General features: G+C 64.1%; 17 protein-coding genes. 10 read left to right on the top strand and 7 right to left on the bottom strand.

Annotated elements, in window-relative coordinates; genetic code table 11:
- Positions 1–84: 84 nt before the first annotated feature.
- Positions 85–1,998: an EAL domain-containing protein gene (locus AC1RVY_RS21380; protein ID WP_218298026.1), complete on the bottom strand. Its 1,914-nt coding sequence runs from the start codon at positions 1,996–1,998 to the stop codon at positions 85–87.
- Positions 1,999–2,028: 30 nt separating this feature from the next.
- Positions 2,029–2,727, bottom strand: a complete 699-nt coding sequence (locus tag AC1RVY_RS21375) for a transglutaminase-like cysteine peptidase (RefSeq protein WP_492808073.1) — start codon at positions 2,725–2,727, stop codon at positions 2,029–2,031.
- 138 nt (positions 2,728–2,865) lie between these two features.
- Here AC1RVY_RS21375 and AC1RVY_RS21370 point away from each other — a divergent pair, with 138 nt between their 5' ends.
- Positions 2,866–4,347 (top strand): TolC family outer membrane protein, encoded by a 1,482-nt coding sequence (locus AC1RVY_RS21370; RefSeq protein WP_492244700.1) that lies wholly within the window; start codon positions 2,866–2,868, stop codon positions 4,345–4,347.
- A 47-nt stretch (positions 4,348–4,394) separates the two neighbouring features.
- Here AC1RVY_RS21370 and lipA read toward each other — a convergent pair whose 3' ends face one another.
- From lipA to AC1RVY_RS21355, 3 genes are read right to left on the bottom strand one after another with little or no spacing between them, the layout of a single operon-like run.
- Positions 4,395–5,384 (bottom strand): lipoyl synthase, encoded by a 990-nt coding sequence (gene lipA / locus AC1RVY_RS21365; protein WP_218298029.1) that lies wholly within the window; start codon positions 5,382–5,384, stop codon positions 4,395–4,397.
- A gap of 14 nt (positions 5,385–5,398) precedes the next feature.
- On the bottom strand, positions 5,399–6,097 hold the full coding sequence (lipB, locus tag AC1RVY_RS21360) for a lipoyl(octanoyl) transferase LipB (protein ID WP_369641159.1): 699 nt from the start codon (positions 6,095–6,097) through the stop codon (positions 5,399–5,401).
- 47 nt (positions 6,098–6,144) lie between these two features.
- Complete coding sequence (locus AC1RVY_RS21355; protein ID WP_218298031.1) at positions 6,145–6,462, bottom strand: YbeD family protein; 318 nt, start codon at positions 6,460–6,462, stop codon at positions 6,145–6,147.
- A 276-nt stretch (positions 6,463–6,738) separates the two neighbouring features.
- Between AC1RVY_RS21355 and AC1RVY_RS21350 the strand changes: the two genes are divergently transcribed.
- The 9 genes from AC1RVY_RS21350 to AC1RVY_RS21310 all read left to right on the top strand — a co-directional run bounded on the left by AC1RVY_RS21350 (position 6,739) and on the right by AC1RVY_RS21310 (position 13,910).
- Positions 6,739–7,212 carry an ATP synthase subunit I gene (locus tag AC1RVY_RS21350; protein WP_218298032.1) on the top strand — a complete coding sequence of 158 codons (474 nt, stop codon included), beginning with the start codon at positions 6,739–6,741 and terminating at the stop codon, positions 7,210–7,212.
- Positions 7,213–7,231: 19 nt separating this feature from the next.
- A complete protein-coding gene (gene atpB, locus AC1RVY_RS21345) occupies positions 7,232–8,110 on the top strand; it encodes a F0F1 ATP synthase subunit A (RefSeq protein ID WP_218298033.1) in 879 nt (292 codons plus the stop codon).
- Between the two features lie 59 nt (positions 8,111–8,169).
- On the top strand, positions 8,170–8,439 hold the full coding sequence (atpE, locus tag AC1RVY_RS21340; RefSeq protein ID WP_099657604.1) for a F0F1 ATP synthase subunit C: 270 nt from the start codon (positions 8,170–8,172) through the stop codon (positions 8,437–8,439).
- Positions 8,440–8,473: 34 nt separating this feature from the next.
- Positions 8,474–8,944: a F0F1 ATP synthase subunit B gene (locus AC1RVY_RS21335; protein WP_007847746.1), complete on the top strand. Its 471-nt coding sequence runs from the start codon at positions 8,474–8,476 to the stop codon at positions 8,942–8,944.
- A gap of 10 nt (positions 8,945–8,954) precedes the next feature.
- On the top strand, positions 8,955–9,497 hold the full coding sequence (locus AC1RVY_RS21330) for a F0F1 ATP synthase subunit delta (protein WP_218341840.1): 543 nt from the start codon (positions 8,955–8,957) through the stop codon (positions 9,495–9,497).
- A 42-nt stretch (positions 9,498–9,539) separates the two neighbouring features.
- Positions 9,540–11,093, top strand: a complete 1,554-nt coding sequence (gene atpA, locus AC1RVY_RS21325; protein WP_055396240.1) for a F0F1 ATP synthase subunit alpha — start codon at positions 9,540–9,542, stop codon at positions 11,091–11,093.
- Between the two features lie 18 nt (positions 11,094–11,111).
- Complete coding sequence (gene atpG, locus AC1RVY_RS21320) at positions 11,112–11,978, top strand: F0F1 ATP synthase subunit gamma (RefSeq protein ID WP_218298035.1); 867 nt, start codon at positions 11,112–11,114, stop codon at positions 11,976–11,978.
- Between the two features lie 33 nt (positions 11,979–12,011).
- Positions 12,012–13,418 (top strand): F0F1 ATP synthase subunit beta, encoded by a 1,407-nt coding sequence (gene atpD, locus AC1RVY_RS21315; RefSeq protein ID WP_055396243.1) that lies wholly within the window; start codon positions 12,012–12,014, stop codon positions 13,416–13,418.
- Between the two features lie 75 nt (positions 13,419–13,493).
- Complete coding sequence (locus AC1RVY_RS21310; RefSeq protein ID WP_218298036.1) at positions 13,494–13,910, top strand: F0F1 ATP synthase subunit epsilon; 417 nt, start codon at positions 13,494–13,496, stop codon at positions 13,908–13,910.
- A gap of 131 nt (positions 13,911–14,041) precedes the next feature.
- On the opposite strand, the gene AC1RVY_RS21305 is transcribed toward AC1RVY_RS21310, so the two are convergent.
- Positions 14,042–14,917, bottom strand: coding sequence for a hypothetical protein (locus AC1RVY_RS21305; RefSeq protein WP_492808067.1), 876 nt, complete (start codon positions 14,915–14,917; stop codon positions 14,042–14,044).
- A gap of 146 nt (positions 14,918–15,063) precedes the next feature.
- A partial coding sequence (locus AC1RVY_RS21300) for a DUF4148 domain-containing protein (RefSeq protein WP_492303073.1) occupies positions 15,064–15,264 on the bottom strand: 201 nt, incomplete at its 5' end.

Genomic DNA, 15,264 nt, shown 5'->3' with positions numbered 1-15,264 from the left:
CATGACGCCGCGCCAGAGCGGCATCCCTTGCGTGCGGCAGCGCGCGAGGATGGCAAGGAAGATACCAGGCGCTGCCGGAACGCCTCAACGGATGCCCGGCCCCGTGGCGCCATCAAAGCCCAGCGAGGCCAGCAGGGGCAGGTCGTCCCGCGATTCGACCCCCAGCGCGATGACCTGGATACCAATCGCATGGGCGATGCTGCACAGCCCCTTGAGGAACTCCTGGTTGCCCAGATTGCCCGCGATGCCGCGCACGTAGCTGGGATGCACCTTGATGTAGTCCAGCCCCAGGTCGGCGAGTTTGTTGCCTTCGGTGAACCGCTGGCCGAAGTATTCGATGCCCACGCGGCATCCGAGTTGCTGCAGGGTGTGGGCAAGCTCCTTGAACGCATCGAAGGCGCGGAACACCCCGTACTCCGGCACCTCGAAAAGCAGGCGTGGACAGATGTCGGGGTAGGCGCGCAGCAACTGCATCAGCTCGTTGCGGAAGTGGAAGTCCGCGATGGTCTCGGACGACAGGTTGATCGCGATGTCGCCGGCCGTGCCGCGCAGGTGCTCGATGGCAAGGCGCACCACGCGCAGGTCGATCGGGGCCGTGAGGTTCAGGTGCGCTGCCATCGGCATGAAGTCGCCCGCGGACAGCAGGGCGCCCGAGGCGTCGGACGCCAGGCGGATCACGCCTTCCTGGTGGATGGCGCCTTCGCCGCGTCCGTCGACAACGGGGTAGAAGGCCAGCTGCAGCCTGCCACCGGTGACGGCTTCGGTCAGCAGCGTGCGCCATTGTTCGGCGGGCCGGGCCTCGGCGGGGTGCTCGCCTTCGTCGGCGAACATGCTGTTGGGGCCCAGGGATTGCGCCCGCGCCAGCGCCTCATCCGCCCTGCTGAAAAGCGCGCCCAGGGTTTCCTGGCGCCGGTAGCCCACGGCGCAGATGTGGAACAGGTCGGGGGCCGTGGCAGACCAGTGGGGCAGCCATTGCGATGACAGGCGCGCGAAGATATCCTGCGCGGCCTCGGACGGGGACGGCGTGGAGGGGCACAGGACGCCGAACTCACCGCCGTTGAGGCGCCCCGCGCGCTGGCCGGGCTTGCCCTCGCCGCTCTTGTAGAGCACGGAGCCCAGGTGCTTGAGCAGGGCATCCACCCGCTGATGGCCCAGTTGCGCGTTCAGCCTCTCCAGATTGGCCAGGCGGACAATCACCAGGCTGCCCGATGAGAGGAATTGCTCGCCTTCCAGGGCTTCGCGCAGGTGCGACAGGAAGTACTCGCGGCTGGAGAGCCCGGTGACTGCATCGCGGTTGACCTTCTTGCGCAGCCCTTCCAGGCGGGCCGCCTCCTCCCCGAACATGGACCGCAGGCGCGCGACCATGTCGTTCATGCCCCGCGCCACGCTGCGCAGTTCGGGTGTCCGCGGCTCCGTGATCTTGATGAAACGCCGCTCCGCGATGGCCTCGGCCTGCGCGACCACATCGCGCAAGGGGCGCGTGATGCGGCGCACCGCGATGGTTCCCGCGCCGCCCGCGACAAGGCTGCCCAGGACGAACCAGGCCAGCAGCTCCAGCGTGCCGCTCCAGAGGCTGCGGTAGGCGTACTGGTCGTGGCTTGCGAGGGTCAGCGTTCCATATTGTTTCCATCCATCCTGGATCAGCGCCCTGCCAGGCTCCGCGCTGATCGGGATCAGCCGGGCGAACCAGCCGGGCGCGCCTTCCAGCTGCCCGTCGAAGGTGCGCTGCACGAGCGTCTGGCCCGTGGGCGAGGCGATGCGGATGAAGCGGTAGTGGCCAGCGTCAAACTGCGCGGCGACCTGCAGCTCCACCGTGACCGGGTCCTTGTCGAGCTGCGAAAGCGCCAGCGCCAGCGACGTGGCGTTGTCGAAGTTCTTGATCTGCAACTGCTGCTGCAGGTAGTGCCGCGCGGACAGGACGCTGACGAGCATGCTGCCTCCAAAGGCCAGCGCCATGACCAGTCCGATGGCAAGCCAGAGTTGTTTGGTGAGTGACATGGTCGCTATCTCCGGTGATTGGTGCAGGGGTCAGAAACCCTCTTGCCGCATGCGTTCGAGTACGTCGCGCCAGCGTGACAGCCGCGTCGTCGGGTCTGCCGACGATGTGGATGCGCCGGACACCCACAGCCCTTCGTTGTTGAAGCTGAACACGGGGGACAGGTCCGGCCGGGACGAGGCCGGGCGGATGGCCGTGATCAGGTTGTCCAGCACCACCGGCTCTTCGGCCGGATGGGCGTAGTAGCCCAGGACCATGTGGGCTTCGCTCTTGCTGCTGCTGGGGCCGCCGATGCGGGCCCTCACGTAGATCATCCGCAGCCTGTCGTTGGGCACGCCCATGTGCAGCAGCGTGATGTACTTGGCGATGGAGAAGTCTTCGCAGTCGCCCGCGCCGCGCCCCATGAACTCCAGCGGCGTGGCCCAGTAGTCGTTTTGCTGCCAGACCACCGCATCGCTTTCAAACAGCATGCGGCGGTTGAAGAAGCTGTTGACGTGGGCGAGCTTGTCCACCTCGCTCAGGTGCTGGCCCTCGTTGAGCATGGCGCGCCAGGCGCTGACCTGCTCGGCCCCCTTGGGGCCGTGGCGCTGGAGGGCGAGGGCTTGAATCCTGTCCAGGTCAGGGGCGCTGAATACGGCCCCCAGCAGGGTTGCGACGGCCAATGCCAGCACCACCCGGAAGTGCGCGGTGGCCCGGGGCGCGTGCTGGAAAAGTGGCTGCAGGAAATGCATGGAACACGCGAAACGCGGCTACCTTGCGCGGAAGTAACTGGATTCAACCAGTGGTTGCAGAGTTGTAAAAAAAAACTGTGCGAGTTTCAATCGAAATGCTACGTTTCAATTCTGCATCACAAATGATTCGGAGTTGTCATGAAACTTCCTCTTACCCTGATCGCCGCGGCCGTCGTGGTCAGCACTAGTGCATCCGCACAAGCTCTCCCGGAAGGCCTTGTGGACGCAGCCCGAAAGGCGGTGGTGAGCAACCCGGACGTCCAGGCGCGATGGTTCGGTTTCCGGGCAGCCGATTCAGAGCGAAGCGTTGCGCGCGCCGGCTTCCTTCCCCAGCTGGACGCGGTGGCCAGCACCGGCCGCGAGAACCGTGTGCGGCCTTCCGGCAGCACGGGCTCGTACCACCATACCGGCGCGGCGCTCACGCTGAACCAGATGCTGTTCGATGGCTTCTTCACCAGCAGCGAAGTGCGGCGGCTCGGCCACGCCAAGCTCACGCGGTACTACGAACTGGTGGAGGCCTCCGAGACAGCGGCGCTGGAAGCGGTGCGCGCCTATGCCGATGTGGCGCGGTACCGCGAACTGGTGGAGCAGGCCAAGCAGAACTATGTGGAGCACAAGCTGACCACCAACCAGATTGACGAGCGCACTTCCGCGGGCGTGGGGCGCCGCGTCGATCTCGAACAGGCGACGGGCCGCCTCGCGCTGGCGGAGTCGAATCTGCTGACGGAAATCTCCAACCTGCACGATGTCAGCGCCCGCTACCAGCGGCTGGTGGGCGAGCTGCCGCCGCCCGCGCTGCCGCCCTTGCCCGAAGGCTTTCGGCTCACCCAGCTGCCGCAAAAGACCGACGAGGTGGTGGCCCTTGCGCTCAACAACAGTCCCACGATCAACGCTGCCATCGAGAACATGCTGGCCAGCGAGGCAGGCATTGCATCGCAGAAGGCCGGCTTCATGCCCCGGGTCGACTTCAGGGCCCGCCAGTCGTGGGACCGCAACCTCATCGGGGAGCAGGGGCGCTCGCGCGACAGCACCGTGGAGCTGGTGCTGACCTACAACTTCTTCAGGGGCGGTGCCGACAAGGCGCGGGAGCAGCAGGCGGTGGAGAACAAGTTCCAGGCCCGGGAGCTGAAGGAAAAGGCCTGCAGGGACGTGCGCCAGACCACGGCGATCGCGTTCAATGATGCGCGGAGGCTGGTGGAGCAGATGACCTATCTGGACCAGCACCGCCTGTCGACGGAAAAGGCCCGGGAAGCCTACCGCCAGCAATTCGATCTCGGGCAGCGCACCCTGCTGGATTTGCTGGACACGCAGAACGAGGCATTCCAGGCGAGCCGGGCCTATGTCAACGCGCGCTACGACCAGGTGGTGGCGCAGGCGCGGACCCTGGGCGCGATGGGGCAGCTGCTGGCCGCGTTGAATGTGAGCCGGACCGACATGCCCTCGCCCGCAGACGCGGGCCAGCAGCGCAGTGGCATCGACCCCGCCGATCTGTGTCCCGCCGAAGTCCCTGTATCGATCGCCGTGGACAAGGCGAGGGCGGTTGCCGATACGCCGGCACGCCCGCGTGCCACGCTGCCCGCGCAGCCCACGGGTGCGCCCCGGCCCGCCGCTGCCCGCTAGGGGGCGGGGCGAAGGCCCCGGCCGCCTGGCTTCGCGAGGCGTTCGGACTAGGCGGCGGCGACGCCCGCGGCGTGCGCCTGCTGATCCGCGTGGTAGCTGCTGCGCACCATGGCGCCCACCGCAGCGTGGCTGAAGCCCATCTTGTAGGCCTCCTGCTCGAACATCTTGAAGGTGTCGGGATGCACGTAGCGGCGCACCGGCAGATGGCTGTTGCTGGGCGACAGGTACTGGCCGATGGTCAGCATGTCGATGTCGTGCGCGCGCATGTCGCGCATCACCTGCAGGATCTCTTCATCCGTCTCGCCCAGGCCCACCATGATGCCGCTCTTGGTCGGTACCTTGGGGTGCAGCGCCTTGAACTTCTTGAGCAGGTTCAGGCTGAACTGGTAGTCGGAGCCGGGGCGCGCTTCCTTGTACAGGCGGGGCGCGGTCTCCAGGTTGTGGTTCATCACGTCGGGCGGCGCGGCCTTGAGGATCTCGAGCGCGCGGTCGTCGCGGCCCCGGAAGTCGGGCACCAGGATCTCGATCTGCGTGGCGGGCGACAGTTCGCGGATGTTCTGGATGCATTCCACGAAGTGGCCGCTGCCGCCGTCGCGCAGGTCGTCGCGGTCCACGCTGGTGATCACCACGTACTTGAGCTTGAGGGCGGCGATGGTCTTGGCCAGGTTCAGCGGCTCGTCCTTGTCCAGCGGATCGGGGCGGCCGTGGCCCACGTCGCAGAACGGGCAGCGTCGCGTGCATTTGTCGCCCATGATCATGAAGGTGGCCGTGCCCTTGCCGAAGCATTCGCCGATGTTGGGGCAGGAGGCTTCCTCACAGACCGTGTGCAGCTTGTGCTCGCGCAGGATCTCCTTGATTTCATAGAAGCGCGTTGTCGGGCTGCCGGCTTTCACCCGGATCCACTCAGGCTTCTTGAGCACCTCGCCCTGCTCCACCTTGATGGGGATGCGCGACAGCTTGGCCGCGGCCTTCTGCTTGGCCAGCGGGTTGTAGGCTTCTGTGGATTGCGCTTCGCGGACGACTTCAGGGGTGCTCATGGCGTGTAGGCGGTTCAGGGCGCGAGCCGGATGCTGAGCTGCTGGCCCAGCACCTGTGCGGCTTCCTCCCAGGTGGTGTGGACCCCGATTGTAGAAAGGTCCACCGTTCGCAATCCTGCGTAACCGCAAGGGTTGATGCGCTCAAAGGGTTCCAGGTCCATCGCCACGTTGAGCGCCACGCCGTGGTAGGTGCAGTGCCGGCTGACCTTGATGCCCAGGGCCGCGATCTTGCCCAGGCCCGTGAAGTCCGGCGCGGCGATGGCGCCGTTCTCCGGGCGCTTCTGGGGGCGCTGCGGCAGCAGTGCATGGCTGTGCGGGTCGTCCAGGCGCACGTAGATGCCGGGGGCCCCGGCGACGCGATGGCCCGTGACGCCAAAGTGCGCCAGCGTGCGGATCGCGGCTTCCTCCACGCGGTACACATACTCCTTGACGAAGTAGCCCGCGCGCTGAAGGTCGATCAGGGGATAGGCCACGACCTGGCCGGGGCCATGGAAGGTGACCTGGCCCCCCCGGTTGGTGGCAACGACAGGAATATCTCCAGGGTGCAGGAGGTGGTCGCTTTTACCGGCCAGCCCCTGGGTGTACAGCGGCGCGTGCTCGCATATCCATAGCGCATCCACGGTCTCGGCTGCGCGGGTGGCCGTGTAGTCCTGCATGGCCTGCACCGTGGCGGCATAGTCCACGCGGCCAAGCACGCGAAGGTCGATGGCCATGAGTGCTATCTCTATCTATCTCTGTCTGGCTGATGCGGGCGCGGGCCTTACAGCACCACCTTCACCATGGGGTGCGACGACAGCGCGCGGTACAGATTGTCGAGCTGCTCCCGGCTGGTCGCGGTGATGGTGATGGTAACTCCGAGGTAATTGCCGGCCCGGCTGTCGCGCAGTTCAATGGTGCCAGCGTCGAAGGTCGGGTCGAACTGGCGGGCCAGTTCCGTCACGGCATGCACGAAGCCATCCACCTTCGCACCCATGACCTTGATCGGGAACCTGGAGGGGTATTCGATCAGAGAGTCCTTGCGGGGATCGTTAGGCTGTGTGTCGGGGCCGTTTTCAGGCGGCAGGCTGGAGGATGTCATGGCGGAAAGTGCTTCGGTTTCAGGAGCTGGCAGGGCTTTGCCATTGTGCTTCAACGGCGTGTCCGTTGTGAAAACCCTGACCGGGCGGCATGCGCCAGATCGGTGCGCGGGGGCCGCAGGGAAAGGGAAAAAGCCGTTGGCCCGTCACCACAACGGCGCAGGCTTGCGCACCGGTTTTGGACCGGGGTTGCGGGTCTTTGTCGAGCGCCACGGGTTTTTACTTATAATTAGAGGCTTTGTGAAAGTTGCAGTCTGTAACGCGGGCGTCATTCAACAATGAAAACAATCGCGCCTGAGACTGAAACTGAGGCTGAAGAATCTGACTTCAAGCCCCTGACGGCCCAAGAGGCCGAACAGTGGCGCAGTCGCAATCCTCCCATCTCCGTATGGAAGGTGGTGGCGGGTCAGGCGCTGGTCGGGATGCTGGTGGCCCTGGTGGCCTGGCTTCTGACGGGCAGGGCGTCGGTAGGCTGGTCTGCGGCTTATGGTGCTCTGGCGGTGGTGGTTCCGGCTGGCTTGTTTGCACGGGGGGTGTTGCGCCACAAGGCGTCTTCCAATCCGCGTGCTGCCATGGTGGGGTTCTTTGGTTGGGAAATCGCCAAGATCGTGTTGACGGTGGCGCTGCTCGCAGCGGCACCCCGGCTGGTGGCGGGCCTGAACTGGATTGCCCTGCTGGTAGGCATGGTGATCACAATGAAAACGTACTGGGTGGCACTGTTGGTGCGGCCCGGTGTCCGAAAAACCGATTGATAGAGAGAAGAGTTGTCCGATGGCCGCAGAAGCGCACGCTCCGACTGCAAGTGAATACATCGTTCACCACCTGCAGCATCTTCAAAACATCAACCAGACCAAGATTGTTGACTTCACGGTCATCAACTATGACTCGATCATCGTGGGTTTGGTTCTGGGTGCCCTCACTCTTTTGATCCTGTGGTCAGCTGCCCGTAAGGCAACCTCCGGCGTGCCGGGCCGCTTCCAGGCGGCTGTGGAGATGCTGGTCGAGATGGTGGACAACCAGGCCAAGGCCAACATCCACAACGCCGAAAGCCGCAAGTTCATCGCCCCCCTGGGCCTCACGGTGTTCGTCTGGATCTTCCTGATGAACTTCATGGACATGCTGCCCGTGGACCTGCTGCCCGCGATCTGGGCCCAGATCTATGGCGCCGCCGGCCACGACCCGCACCACGCCTACCTGCGCGTCGTGCCCACGGCCGACCTGTCCACCACCCTGGGCCTGGCGTTTGCCATCCTGGTGCTGCGCTTCTGGTATAGCGTCAAGATAAAGGGCGCTGGCGGCTGGGCGCACGAACTCGTGTCGGCCCCGTTCGGCACCAGCAAGAATCCCATCTTCGCCCTGATCCTGGGCGTGGTGAACCTGCTCATGCAGGTCATTGAATATGTCGCCAACACCGTGTCGCATGGCATGCGGTTGTTCGGCAACATGTACGCTGGCGAACTGGTGTTCATGCTGATCGCCCTGATGGGTGGCGCGGCTGCACTGTCGCTGTCGGGTGTGCTGCTGCCTGTGGGCCACGTCATCGCTGGCACCATCTGGACGCTGTTCCACATTCTGGTGATCTCGCTGCAAGCCTTCATCTTCATGATGCTTGCGCTGATCTACCTCGGTCAGGCGCACAACGCGCACTAACGGTTCCCTTTCGTTTCTCTTTCCTTTTCAACCTTTCTTTTTTTAACTCAGGAGTCATCATGGAAAACATTCTCGGTCTCGTCGCTCTGGCTTGTGGTCTGATCGTTGGTCTGGGCGCTATCGGCGCTTCCATCGGTATCGCACTGATGGGTGGCAAGTTCCTCGAATCGTCGGCACGTCAGCCTGAGCTGATCAACGAACTGCAAACCAAGATGTTCATCTTGGCCGGTCTGATCGACGCTGCTTTCCTGATCGGCGTGGCCATCGCCCTGCTGTTCGCATTCGCCAACCCCTTCGTCTCCACGTTCTTGGTCAACCTGCCCAAGTAATTCCCACTCAACGCCACTCTAGAAAGGTGTTGCCGTGAGTATCAACGCGACCCTGTTCATTCAGGCCATCGTCTTCCTGATCCTGGTGTGGTTCACGATGAAATTCGTGTGGCCCCCGATCGCGAAGGCGTTGGATGAACGAGCCCAGAAAATCGCCGAAGGCCTCGCTGCTGCCGACCGTGCCAAGTCCGAACTGACCGCTGCGAACCAGCGCGTCGAGAAGGAACTGTCACAGGCACGCAACGAAACGGCCTCGCGTCTTGCGGACGCCGACCGACGTGCCCAGGCCATCATCGAAGAAGCCAAGGCACGCGCCACGGAAGAAGGCAACAAGATCGTTGCTTCCGCCCGTGCCGAAGCCGAACAGCAAACGGTGCAAGCCCGCGAAGCCCTGCGCGAGCAGGTGGCTGCGCTGGCCGTCAAGGGTGCTGAGCAGATTCTCCGCAAGGAAGTCAATGCCGGCGTTCACGCCGACCTGCTCAACCGCCTGAAGACCGAGCTGTAAGGGGACACACATGGCTGAACTCGCCACCATTGCCCGCCCCTACGCCGATGCCCTGTTCAAGGCCGCTACCGCGGGTGCGGGCATGGACCTGGCCAGCACCGCTGCCTGGGTCGATGAACTGGCGGCCATTGCCGCCAACCCCCAGTTGCGTCAGCTGGCGGACAACCCCAAGGTGACGGCAGACCAGGTGTTTGCCGTTGTCACGGGGGTTGCGCGTTCGGCGCTGTCCGACACGGCCAAGAATTTCCTGCGCACGGTCATCGACAACGGGCGCCTCAACGCGCTGCCGGAAGTCGCCGCGCAGTTCCGTGCCCTCGTGAATCGCCGCAGCGGCTCTTCGGATGCCGTGGTGCACAGCGCCTTTCCGATGGACGCAGCAGCATTGGCCGAGGTCAGCGCTGCGCTGGAAAAGCGCTTTGGCCGCAAGCTCAATCTCACCGTTCAGCTGGATGAATCCCTGATCGGTGGCATTCGCGTAGTGGTGGGTGACGAGGTGCTGGACACTTCGGTCAAGGCCCGTCTTGAACAAATGAAAGCGGCCCTCACCGCGTAACGCGCGGCGAGGACAGCGAACCAAAGAAAGAAGGAAAGAGTCATGCAACTCAATCCCGCAGAAATTTCTGAACTCATCAAGAGCCGCATCGAAGGTCTGGCCGCCAGCAGCGATATCCGCAACCAGGGTACCGTGGTGTCCGTGTCCGACGGTATCGTGCGCGTTCACGGCCTGTCGGACGTGATGCAGGGCGAAATGCTTGAGTTCCCCGCCACCAAGGACGGCCAGCCCTCCTACGGCCTGGCCCTGAACCTCGAGCGCGACTCTGTCGGCGCCGTGATTCTGGGTGAGTACGAACACATCTCCGAAGGCGACACCGTCAAGTGCACGGGCCGCATTCTGGAAGTGCCGGTCGGCCCCGAGCTGATCGGCCGCGTGGTGAACGCCCTGGGCCAGCCTATCGACGGCAAGGGTCCCATCAACGCCAAGCTCACCGACGTGATCGAAAAGGTCGCGCCGGGCGTGATCGCCCGTAAATCGGTGGACCAGCCCCTGCAGACCGGCCTGAAGTCCATCGACTCGATGGTGCCCGTGGGCCGTGGCCAGCGCGAGCTGATCATCGGCGACCGCCAGACCGGCAAGACCGCCGTGGCCATCGACGCCATCATCGCCCAGAAGGGCCAGGGCGTGACCTGCATCTACGTCGCCATCGGCCAGAAGGCTTCGTCGATCAAGAACGTGGTGCGCGCGCTGGAACAAGCCGGCGCCATGGAATACACGATCGTCGTGGCCGCATCGGCCTCCGAATCGGCCGCCATGCAGTACGTGTCGGCCTACTCGGGCTGCACGATGGGCGAGTACTTCCGCGACCGTGGCGAAGACGCCCTGATCGTGTATGACGACCTGTCCAAGCAGGCTGTTGCCTACCGCCAGGTGTCGCTGCTGCTGCGCCGCCCACCAGGCCGCGAAGCCTACCCTGGCGACGTGTTCTATCTCCACAGCCGTTTGCTCGAGCGCGCAGCCCGCGTGAACGCCGACTACGTCGAAGCCTTCACCAAGGGTGAAGTCAAGGGCAAGACCGGTTCGCTGACCGCACTGCCGATCATCGAAACGCAAGCCGGCGACGTGTCCGCTTTCGTGCCTACCAACGTGATCTCGATCACGGACGGCCAGATCTTCCTGGAAACCAGCCTGTTCAACGCCGGTATCCGCCCCGCCATCAACGCCGGTATCTCGGTGTCGCGCGTCGGTGGTGCTGCCCAGACCAAGCTGGTGAAGAACCTGTCCGGCGGTATCCGTACCGACCTGGCCCAGTACCGTGAACTGGCTGCGTTCGCGCAGTTCGCTTCCGACCTGGACGAAGCCACCCGCAAGCAGCTGGACCGCGGTGCCCGCGTGACCGAACTGCTCAAGCAGGCACAGTACAGCCCGCTGTCCATCTCGCTGATGGCTTCCACGCTGTTCGCTGTGAACAAGGGCTTCATGGACGACATCGACGTCAAGAAGGTTCTCGACTTCGAACACGGCCTGCACCAGTTCCTGAAGACCAGCCACGCCGCACTGCTGGCCAAGCTGGAACAGGCCAAGGCCATGGACAAGGACGCAGAAGCCGAATTGACCGCTGCCATCGCCGCGTTCAAGAAGTCGTTCGCTTAAACCGGACGAGGATCCATCATGGCAGCAGGCAAGGAAATACGCGGCAAGATCAAATCGGTGGAAAACACCAAGAAGATCACCAAAGCCATGGAAATGGTGGCTGCATCCAAAATGCGCAAGGCGCAGGAACGGATGCGGGCTGCCCGCCCTTACAGCGAGAAGATCCGCAACATTGCAGCCAACCTCGGCCACGCCAATCCGGAATATGTGCATCCGTTCATGAAAGTGAACGATGCCAAGACGGCCGGCGTGATCGTGGTGACGACCGACAAGGGCCTGTGCGGTGGCATGAACACCAACGTGCTGCGCGTCGTGACGTCCAAGCTGCGTGAGCTGCAGGGCGCTGGCGTGTCCACCGAGGCGGTTGCCATCGGCAACAAGGGCCTGGGTTTCCTGAACCGTGTCGGTGCCAAGGTGGTTTCGCACGTGACGGGCCTGGGCGACACGCCCCATCTGGACAAGCTGATCGGCCCGGTCAAGGTGCTGCTCGACGCCTATGCAGAAGGCAAGATCAACGCGGTGTACCTCTCGTACACCAAGTTCATCAACACCATGAAGCAGGAATCGGTGGTGGAGCAGCTGCTCCCCCTGTCGTCCGCGCAGATGCAGGCCGAGAAGACCGAGCATGGCTGGGACTACATCTACGAGCCCGATGCACAGACCGTGATCGACGATCTGCTGGTCCGCTATGTCGAGTCCCTGATCTACCAGGCGGTTGCGGAAAACATGGCGTCCGAGCAGTCGGCACGCATGGTGGCCATGAAGGCCGCCACCGACAACGCCGGCAGCGTCATTGGCGAGTTGAAGCTGGTCTACAACAAGACGCGCCAGGCAGCGATCACGAAAGAACTTTCGGAAATCGTGGCTGGCGCCGCTGCTGTGTAAGCAGCTCAACCAACATCTTTATTGGAGCGAAAAATGGCTCAAGTGCAAGGCAAGATTGTTCAATGTATCGGCGCTGTGGTGGACGTTGAGTTCCCACGCGACCAGATGCCCAAGATTTACGACGCTCTGAAGCTCGACGGTTCGACCCTGACGCTGGAAGTGCAGCAGCAGCTGGGCGACGGCGTGGTGCGTACCATTGCGCTGGGTTCGTCCGACGGCCTGCGTCGCGGCATCATGGTGACCAACACCGGCAACTCCATCACCGTGCCCGTGGGCAAGGCGACGCTGGGCCGCATCATGGACGTGCTGGGCGCGCCCATCGACGAACGTGGTCCCGTGAGCCAGGAACTGACGGCCTCCATCCACCGCAAGGCCCCTGCGTACGACGAACTGTCGCCTTCGCAAGAGCTGCTGGAAACCGGCATCAAGGTGATCGACCTGGTGTGCCCGTTCGCCAAGGGCGGCAAGGTGGGTCTGTTCGGTGGTGCCGGCGTGGGCAAGACCGTGAACATGATGGAGCTCATCAACAACATCGCCAAGGCCCACAGCGGTCTGTCGGTGTTCGCTGGTGTGGGCGAGCGTACCCGCGAAGGGAACGACTTCTACCATGAAATGGCCGATTCCGGCGTGGTGAACCTGGAGAAGCTCGAAGAGTCCAAGGTTGCCATGGTGTACGGCCAGATGAACGAGCCCCCAGGCAACCGTCTGCGCGTGGCGCTGACCGGCCTGACCATCGCCGAGTCCTTCCGTGACGAAGGCCGTGACGTGCTGTTCTTCGTGGACAACATCTACCGCTACACGCTGGCCGGTACCGAAGTGTCCGCCCTGCTGGGCCGCATGCCTTCCGCCGTGGGCTACCAGCCTACGCTGGCCGAGGAAATGGGCCGCCTGCAAGAGCGTATTACGTCCACCAAGGTGGGTTCGATCACTTCCATCCAGGCCGTGTACGTGCCAGCCGATGACTTGACCGACCCATCGCCCGCCACGACGTTCGCCCACTTGGACTCGACCGTGGTGCTTTCGCGTGACATCGCTTCGCTGGGTATCTACCCTGCCGTGGACCCCCTGGACTCCACCAGCCGCCAGCTGGACCCGAACGTCGTGGGCGAAGACCACTACGCCACGGCCCGTGCGGTGCAAGGCACGCTGCAGCGCTACAAGGAACTGCGCGACATCATCGCCATTCTGGGCATGGACGAACTGGCTCCTGAAGACAAGCTGGCCGTGGCCCGCGCGCGCAAGATCCAGCGTTTCCTGTCGCAGCCTTTCCACGTGGCCGAAGTGTTCACGGGCTCGCCAGGCAAGTACGTTCCCCTGTCGGAAACCATCCGTGGTTTCAAGATGATCGTGAACGGCGAATGCGATCACCTGCCGGAACAGGCGTTCTACATGGTGGGCACCATCGACGAAGCCTTCGAAAAGGCCAAGAAGGTGGCCTGATTGCCCGGCGGCTGAGCAGCCTACCGCCGCTCGGCCTTCAGCAATCAAGCAACCCACCTTTTCCTAGGAGCAATGATGAACACCATCCACGTTGATGTGGTCAGTGCCGAAGAGTCCATCTTCTCCGGTGAAGCACGCTTTGTCGCGCTGCCTGGCGAAGCTGGCGAACTGGGCATCTTTCCCCGCCACACCCCGCTGATCACGCGCATCAAGCCGGGCTCGGTGCGCATCGAAATGGCCGACGGCAGCGAAGAGTTCGTTTTCGTGGCCGGTGGCATTCTGGAAGTGCAGCCCAACTGTGTGACCGTGCTGTCCGACACCGCCATCCGCGGCAAGGACCTGGACGACGAGAAGGCCAATGCTGCCAAGGCCTCTGCCGAGGAAGCACTGAAGAATGCCAAGAGCGAGATCGATCTGGCCAAGGCGCAGTCCGAACTGGCGGTGATGGCTGCGCAGATCGCGGCACTGCGCAAGTTCCGCCAGAAGAAGTAAGCAATTCAGGCCCTCGCGGATCTGCCCAGAGAAAACCCGGCTTTGCCGGGTTTTTTTATGCCGCAATGCAATGAAGGAGCCTCCACACCCCGCGCCATCCGGGCTGCAGCGCCTGGGCGGGCGCAGGTGTTTCATGGACTGCCGCAGCCGCAGCCGCAGCCGCAGCCGCAGCCGCGGACGCCGGGCGGAGCCGGTGCCTCCACCAGATGGATGTGCAGGCCTTCGCAGGCCACGCCAAGCTGATCATCCTCCGTGCCGGCCCCCAGCAGTTGGTGGTGGGCCAGAAAGGTGCGTGCCACGGCCAGCGAACGGACCCTGAAGGACAGCGATTCAATCCGCAGGTGCTCGCCCGGCACCAGTTCCAGCGAGACCTCCGGGGTGAGCGCGATGGAGTGGCCGCCGGGGGAAGAACCGCTCAGCGCCTGCCATTGGCGCCGATGGGTCGCCAGATCCGGCGTGCCCATGCGGACCGCGTGCAGTCCGAGCAACCCCAGGGGGCCGCCACCGCTTGCCTCCAGCACCTGCCTGTGCCGCATTCGGCGTTCCACGGGTGTGGTGGCATCGTCCCAGGGGTAGATGGGGGCGCCCGGTGCCCATTCGCAGAAGAACACGCAACAGCTGGGGGCTGACAGATCCAGCAGGACAGAGTTGGTGAAGTTCGTGACCACTTCGCCTCGGTGGCCTGCAGATTGGAAGGGGCGGGCAGGTTTGCAGGCGATGCCCAGCGAGGTGGCGTGGGCCATGGCGCCGGGCAAGGGCCCGGAGGGCTCCAATGCGAAACCATGGACCAGCGGCGGCCGCGCGCAGGCCGGCAGGTCGCCATTGTCGGCTGCCGCCCAGAACTCCAGGTCCGTGTTGCCCACGTGCACCCAGCCATAGGTGGCGAAGCCGGTGCGCTGCAGGGGCCACGCCACGGGCAGGCCGAAGGTCCGGCTGAACAGTTCGAACAGAGGCTCTGCCGCAGGGAGCCGCAGCATGACGTGGTCGATGGATCGGAAGGGGGGCATGGCGGCGGTGTGGTGGGAACCATCAGCCCGGCCATTGTGACCGACCGGCCCATGCGAAAAAGGCCGGGGCCCTTCGCGGGGCCCCAGCCTTTTTGGCTTGCATCTGCACCTTCCGTCCCGCATGCGCCGCATGCGGGATCTAGGCATTACATGGCGTTGCCGATTTCGCCCGCGGAGATCTGGCCGGTGCGCACGGCTTCAGCAGCCTGGGCACGCACGGCGGCGCGGTCGGCGGTGGACTTGTAGGTCACCACGCGCGAACCTGCGGGCTCGATGGAGCGGGTCTGGGCCACGGTGGCGGCTTCGGCGGCCACTTCGGCGCGCGTGCGGTTCGTCTCGAACTTCGT

It is taken from the genome of Acidovorax sp. GW821-FHT11A03, assembly GCF_058809075.1.
This window is presented reverse-complemented; position numbering and strand designations above follow the sequence as displayed.

What these genes read in the sequence shown, in the direction of transcription:
- AC1RVY_RS21380 (WP_218298026.1), bottom strand. Translation starts at nt 1,998, where the DNA reads ATGTCACTCACCAAACAACTCTGGCTTGCCATCGGACTGGTCATGGCG.
- AC1RVY_RS21375 (WP_492808073.1), bottom strand. Translation starts at nt 2,727, where the DNA reads ATGCATTTCCTGCAGCCACTTTTCCAGCACGCGCCCCGGGCCACCGCG.
- AC1RVY_RS21370 (WP_492244700.1), top strand. Translation starts at nt 2,866, where the DNA reads ATGAAACTTCCTCTTACCCTGATCGCCGCGGCCGTCGTGGTCAGCACT.
- lipA (WP_218298029.1), bottom strand. Translation starts at nt 5,384, where the DNA reads ATGAGCACCCCTGAAGTCGTCCGCGAAGCGCAATCCACAGAAGCCTAC.
- lipB (WP_369641159.1), bottom strand. Translation starts at nt 6,097, where the DNA reads ATGGCCATCGACCTTCGCGTGCTTGGCCGCGTGGACTATGCCGCCACG.
- AC1RVY_RS21355 (WP_218298031.1), bottom strand. Translation starts at nt 6,462, where the DNA reads ATGACATCCTCCAGCCTGCCGCCTGAAAACGGCCCCGACACACAGCCT.
- AC1RVY_RS21350 (WP_218298032.1), top strand. Translation starts at nt 6,739, where the DNA reads ATGAAAACAATCGCGCCTGAGACTGAAACTGAGGCTGAAGAATCTGAC.
- atpB (WP_218298033.1), top strand. Translation starts at nt 7,232, where the DNA reads ATGGCCGCAGAAGCGCACGCTCCGACTGCAAGTGAATACATCGTTCAC.
- atpE (WP_099657604.1), top strand. Translation starts at nt 8,170, where the DNA reads ATGGAAAACATTCTCGGTCTCGTCGCTCTGGCTTGTGGTCTGATCGTT.
- AC1RVY_RS21330 (WP_218341840.1), top strand. Translation starts at nt 8,955, where the DNA reads ATGGCTGAACTCGCCACCATTGCCCGCCCCTACGCCGATGCCCTGTTC.
- atpA (WP_055396240.1), top strand. Translation starts at nt 9,540, where the DNA reads ATGCAACTCAATCCCGCAGAAATTTCTGAACTCATCAAGAGCCGCATC.
- atpG (WP_218298035.1), top strand. Translation starts at nt 11,112, where the DNA reads ATGGCAGCAGGCAAGGAAATACGCGGCAAGATCAAATCGGTGGAAAAC.
- atpD (WP_055396243.1), top strand. Translation starts at nt 12,012, where the DNA reads ATGGCTCAAGTGCAAGGCAAGATTGTTCAATGTATCGGCGCTGTGGTG.
- AC1RVY_RS21310 (WP_218298036.1), top strand. Translation starts at nt 13,494, where the DNA reads ATGAACACCATCCACGTTGATGTGGTCAGTGCCGAAGAGTCCATCTTC.
- AC1RVY_RS21305 (WP_492808067.1), bottom strand. Translation starts at nt 14,917, where the DNA reads ATGCCCCCCTTCCGATCCATCGACCACGTCATGCTGCGGCTCCCTGCG.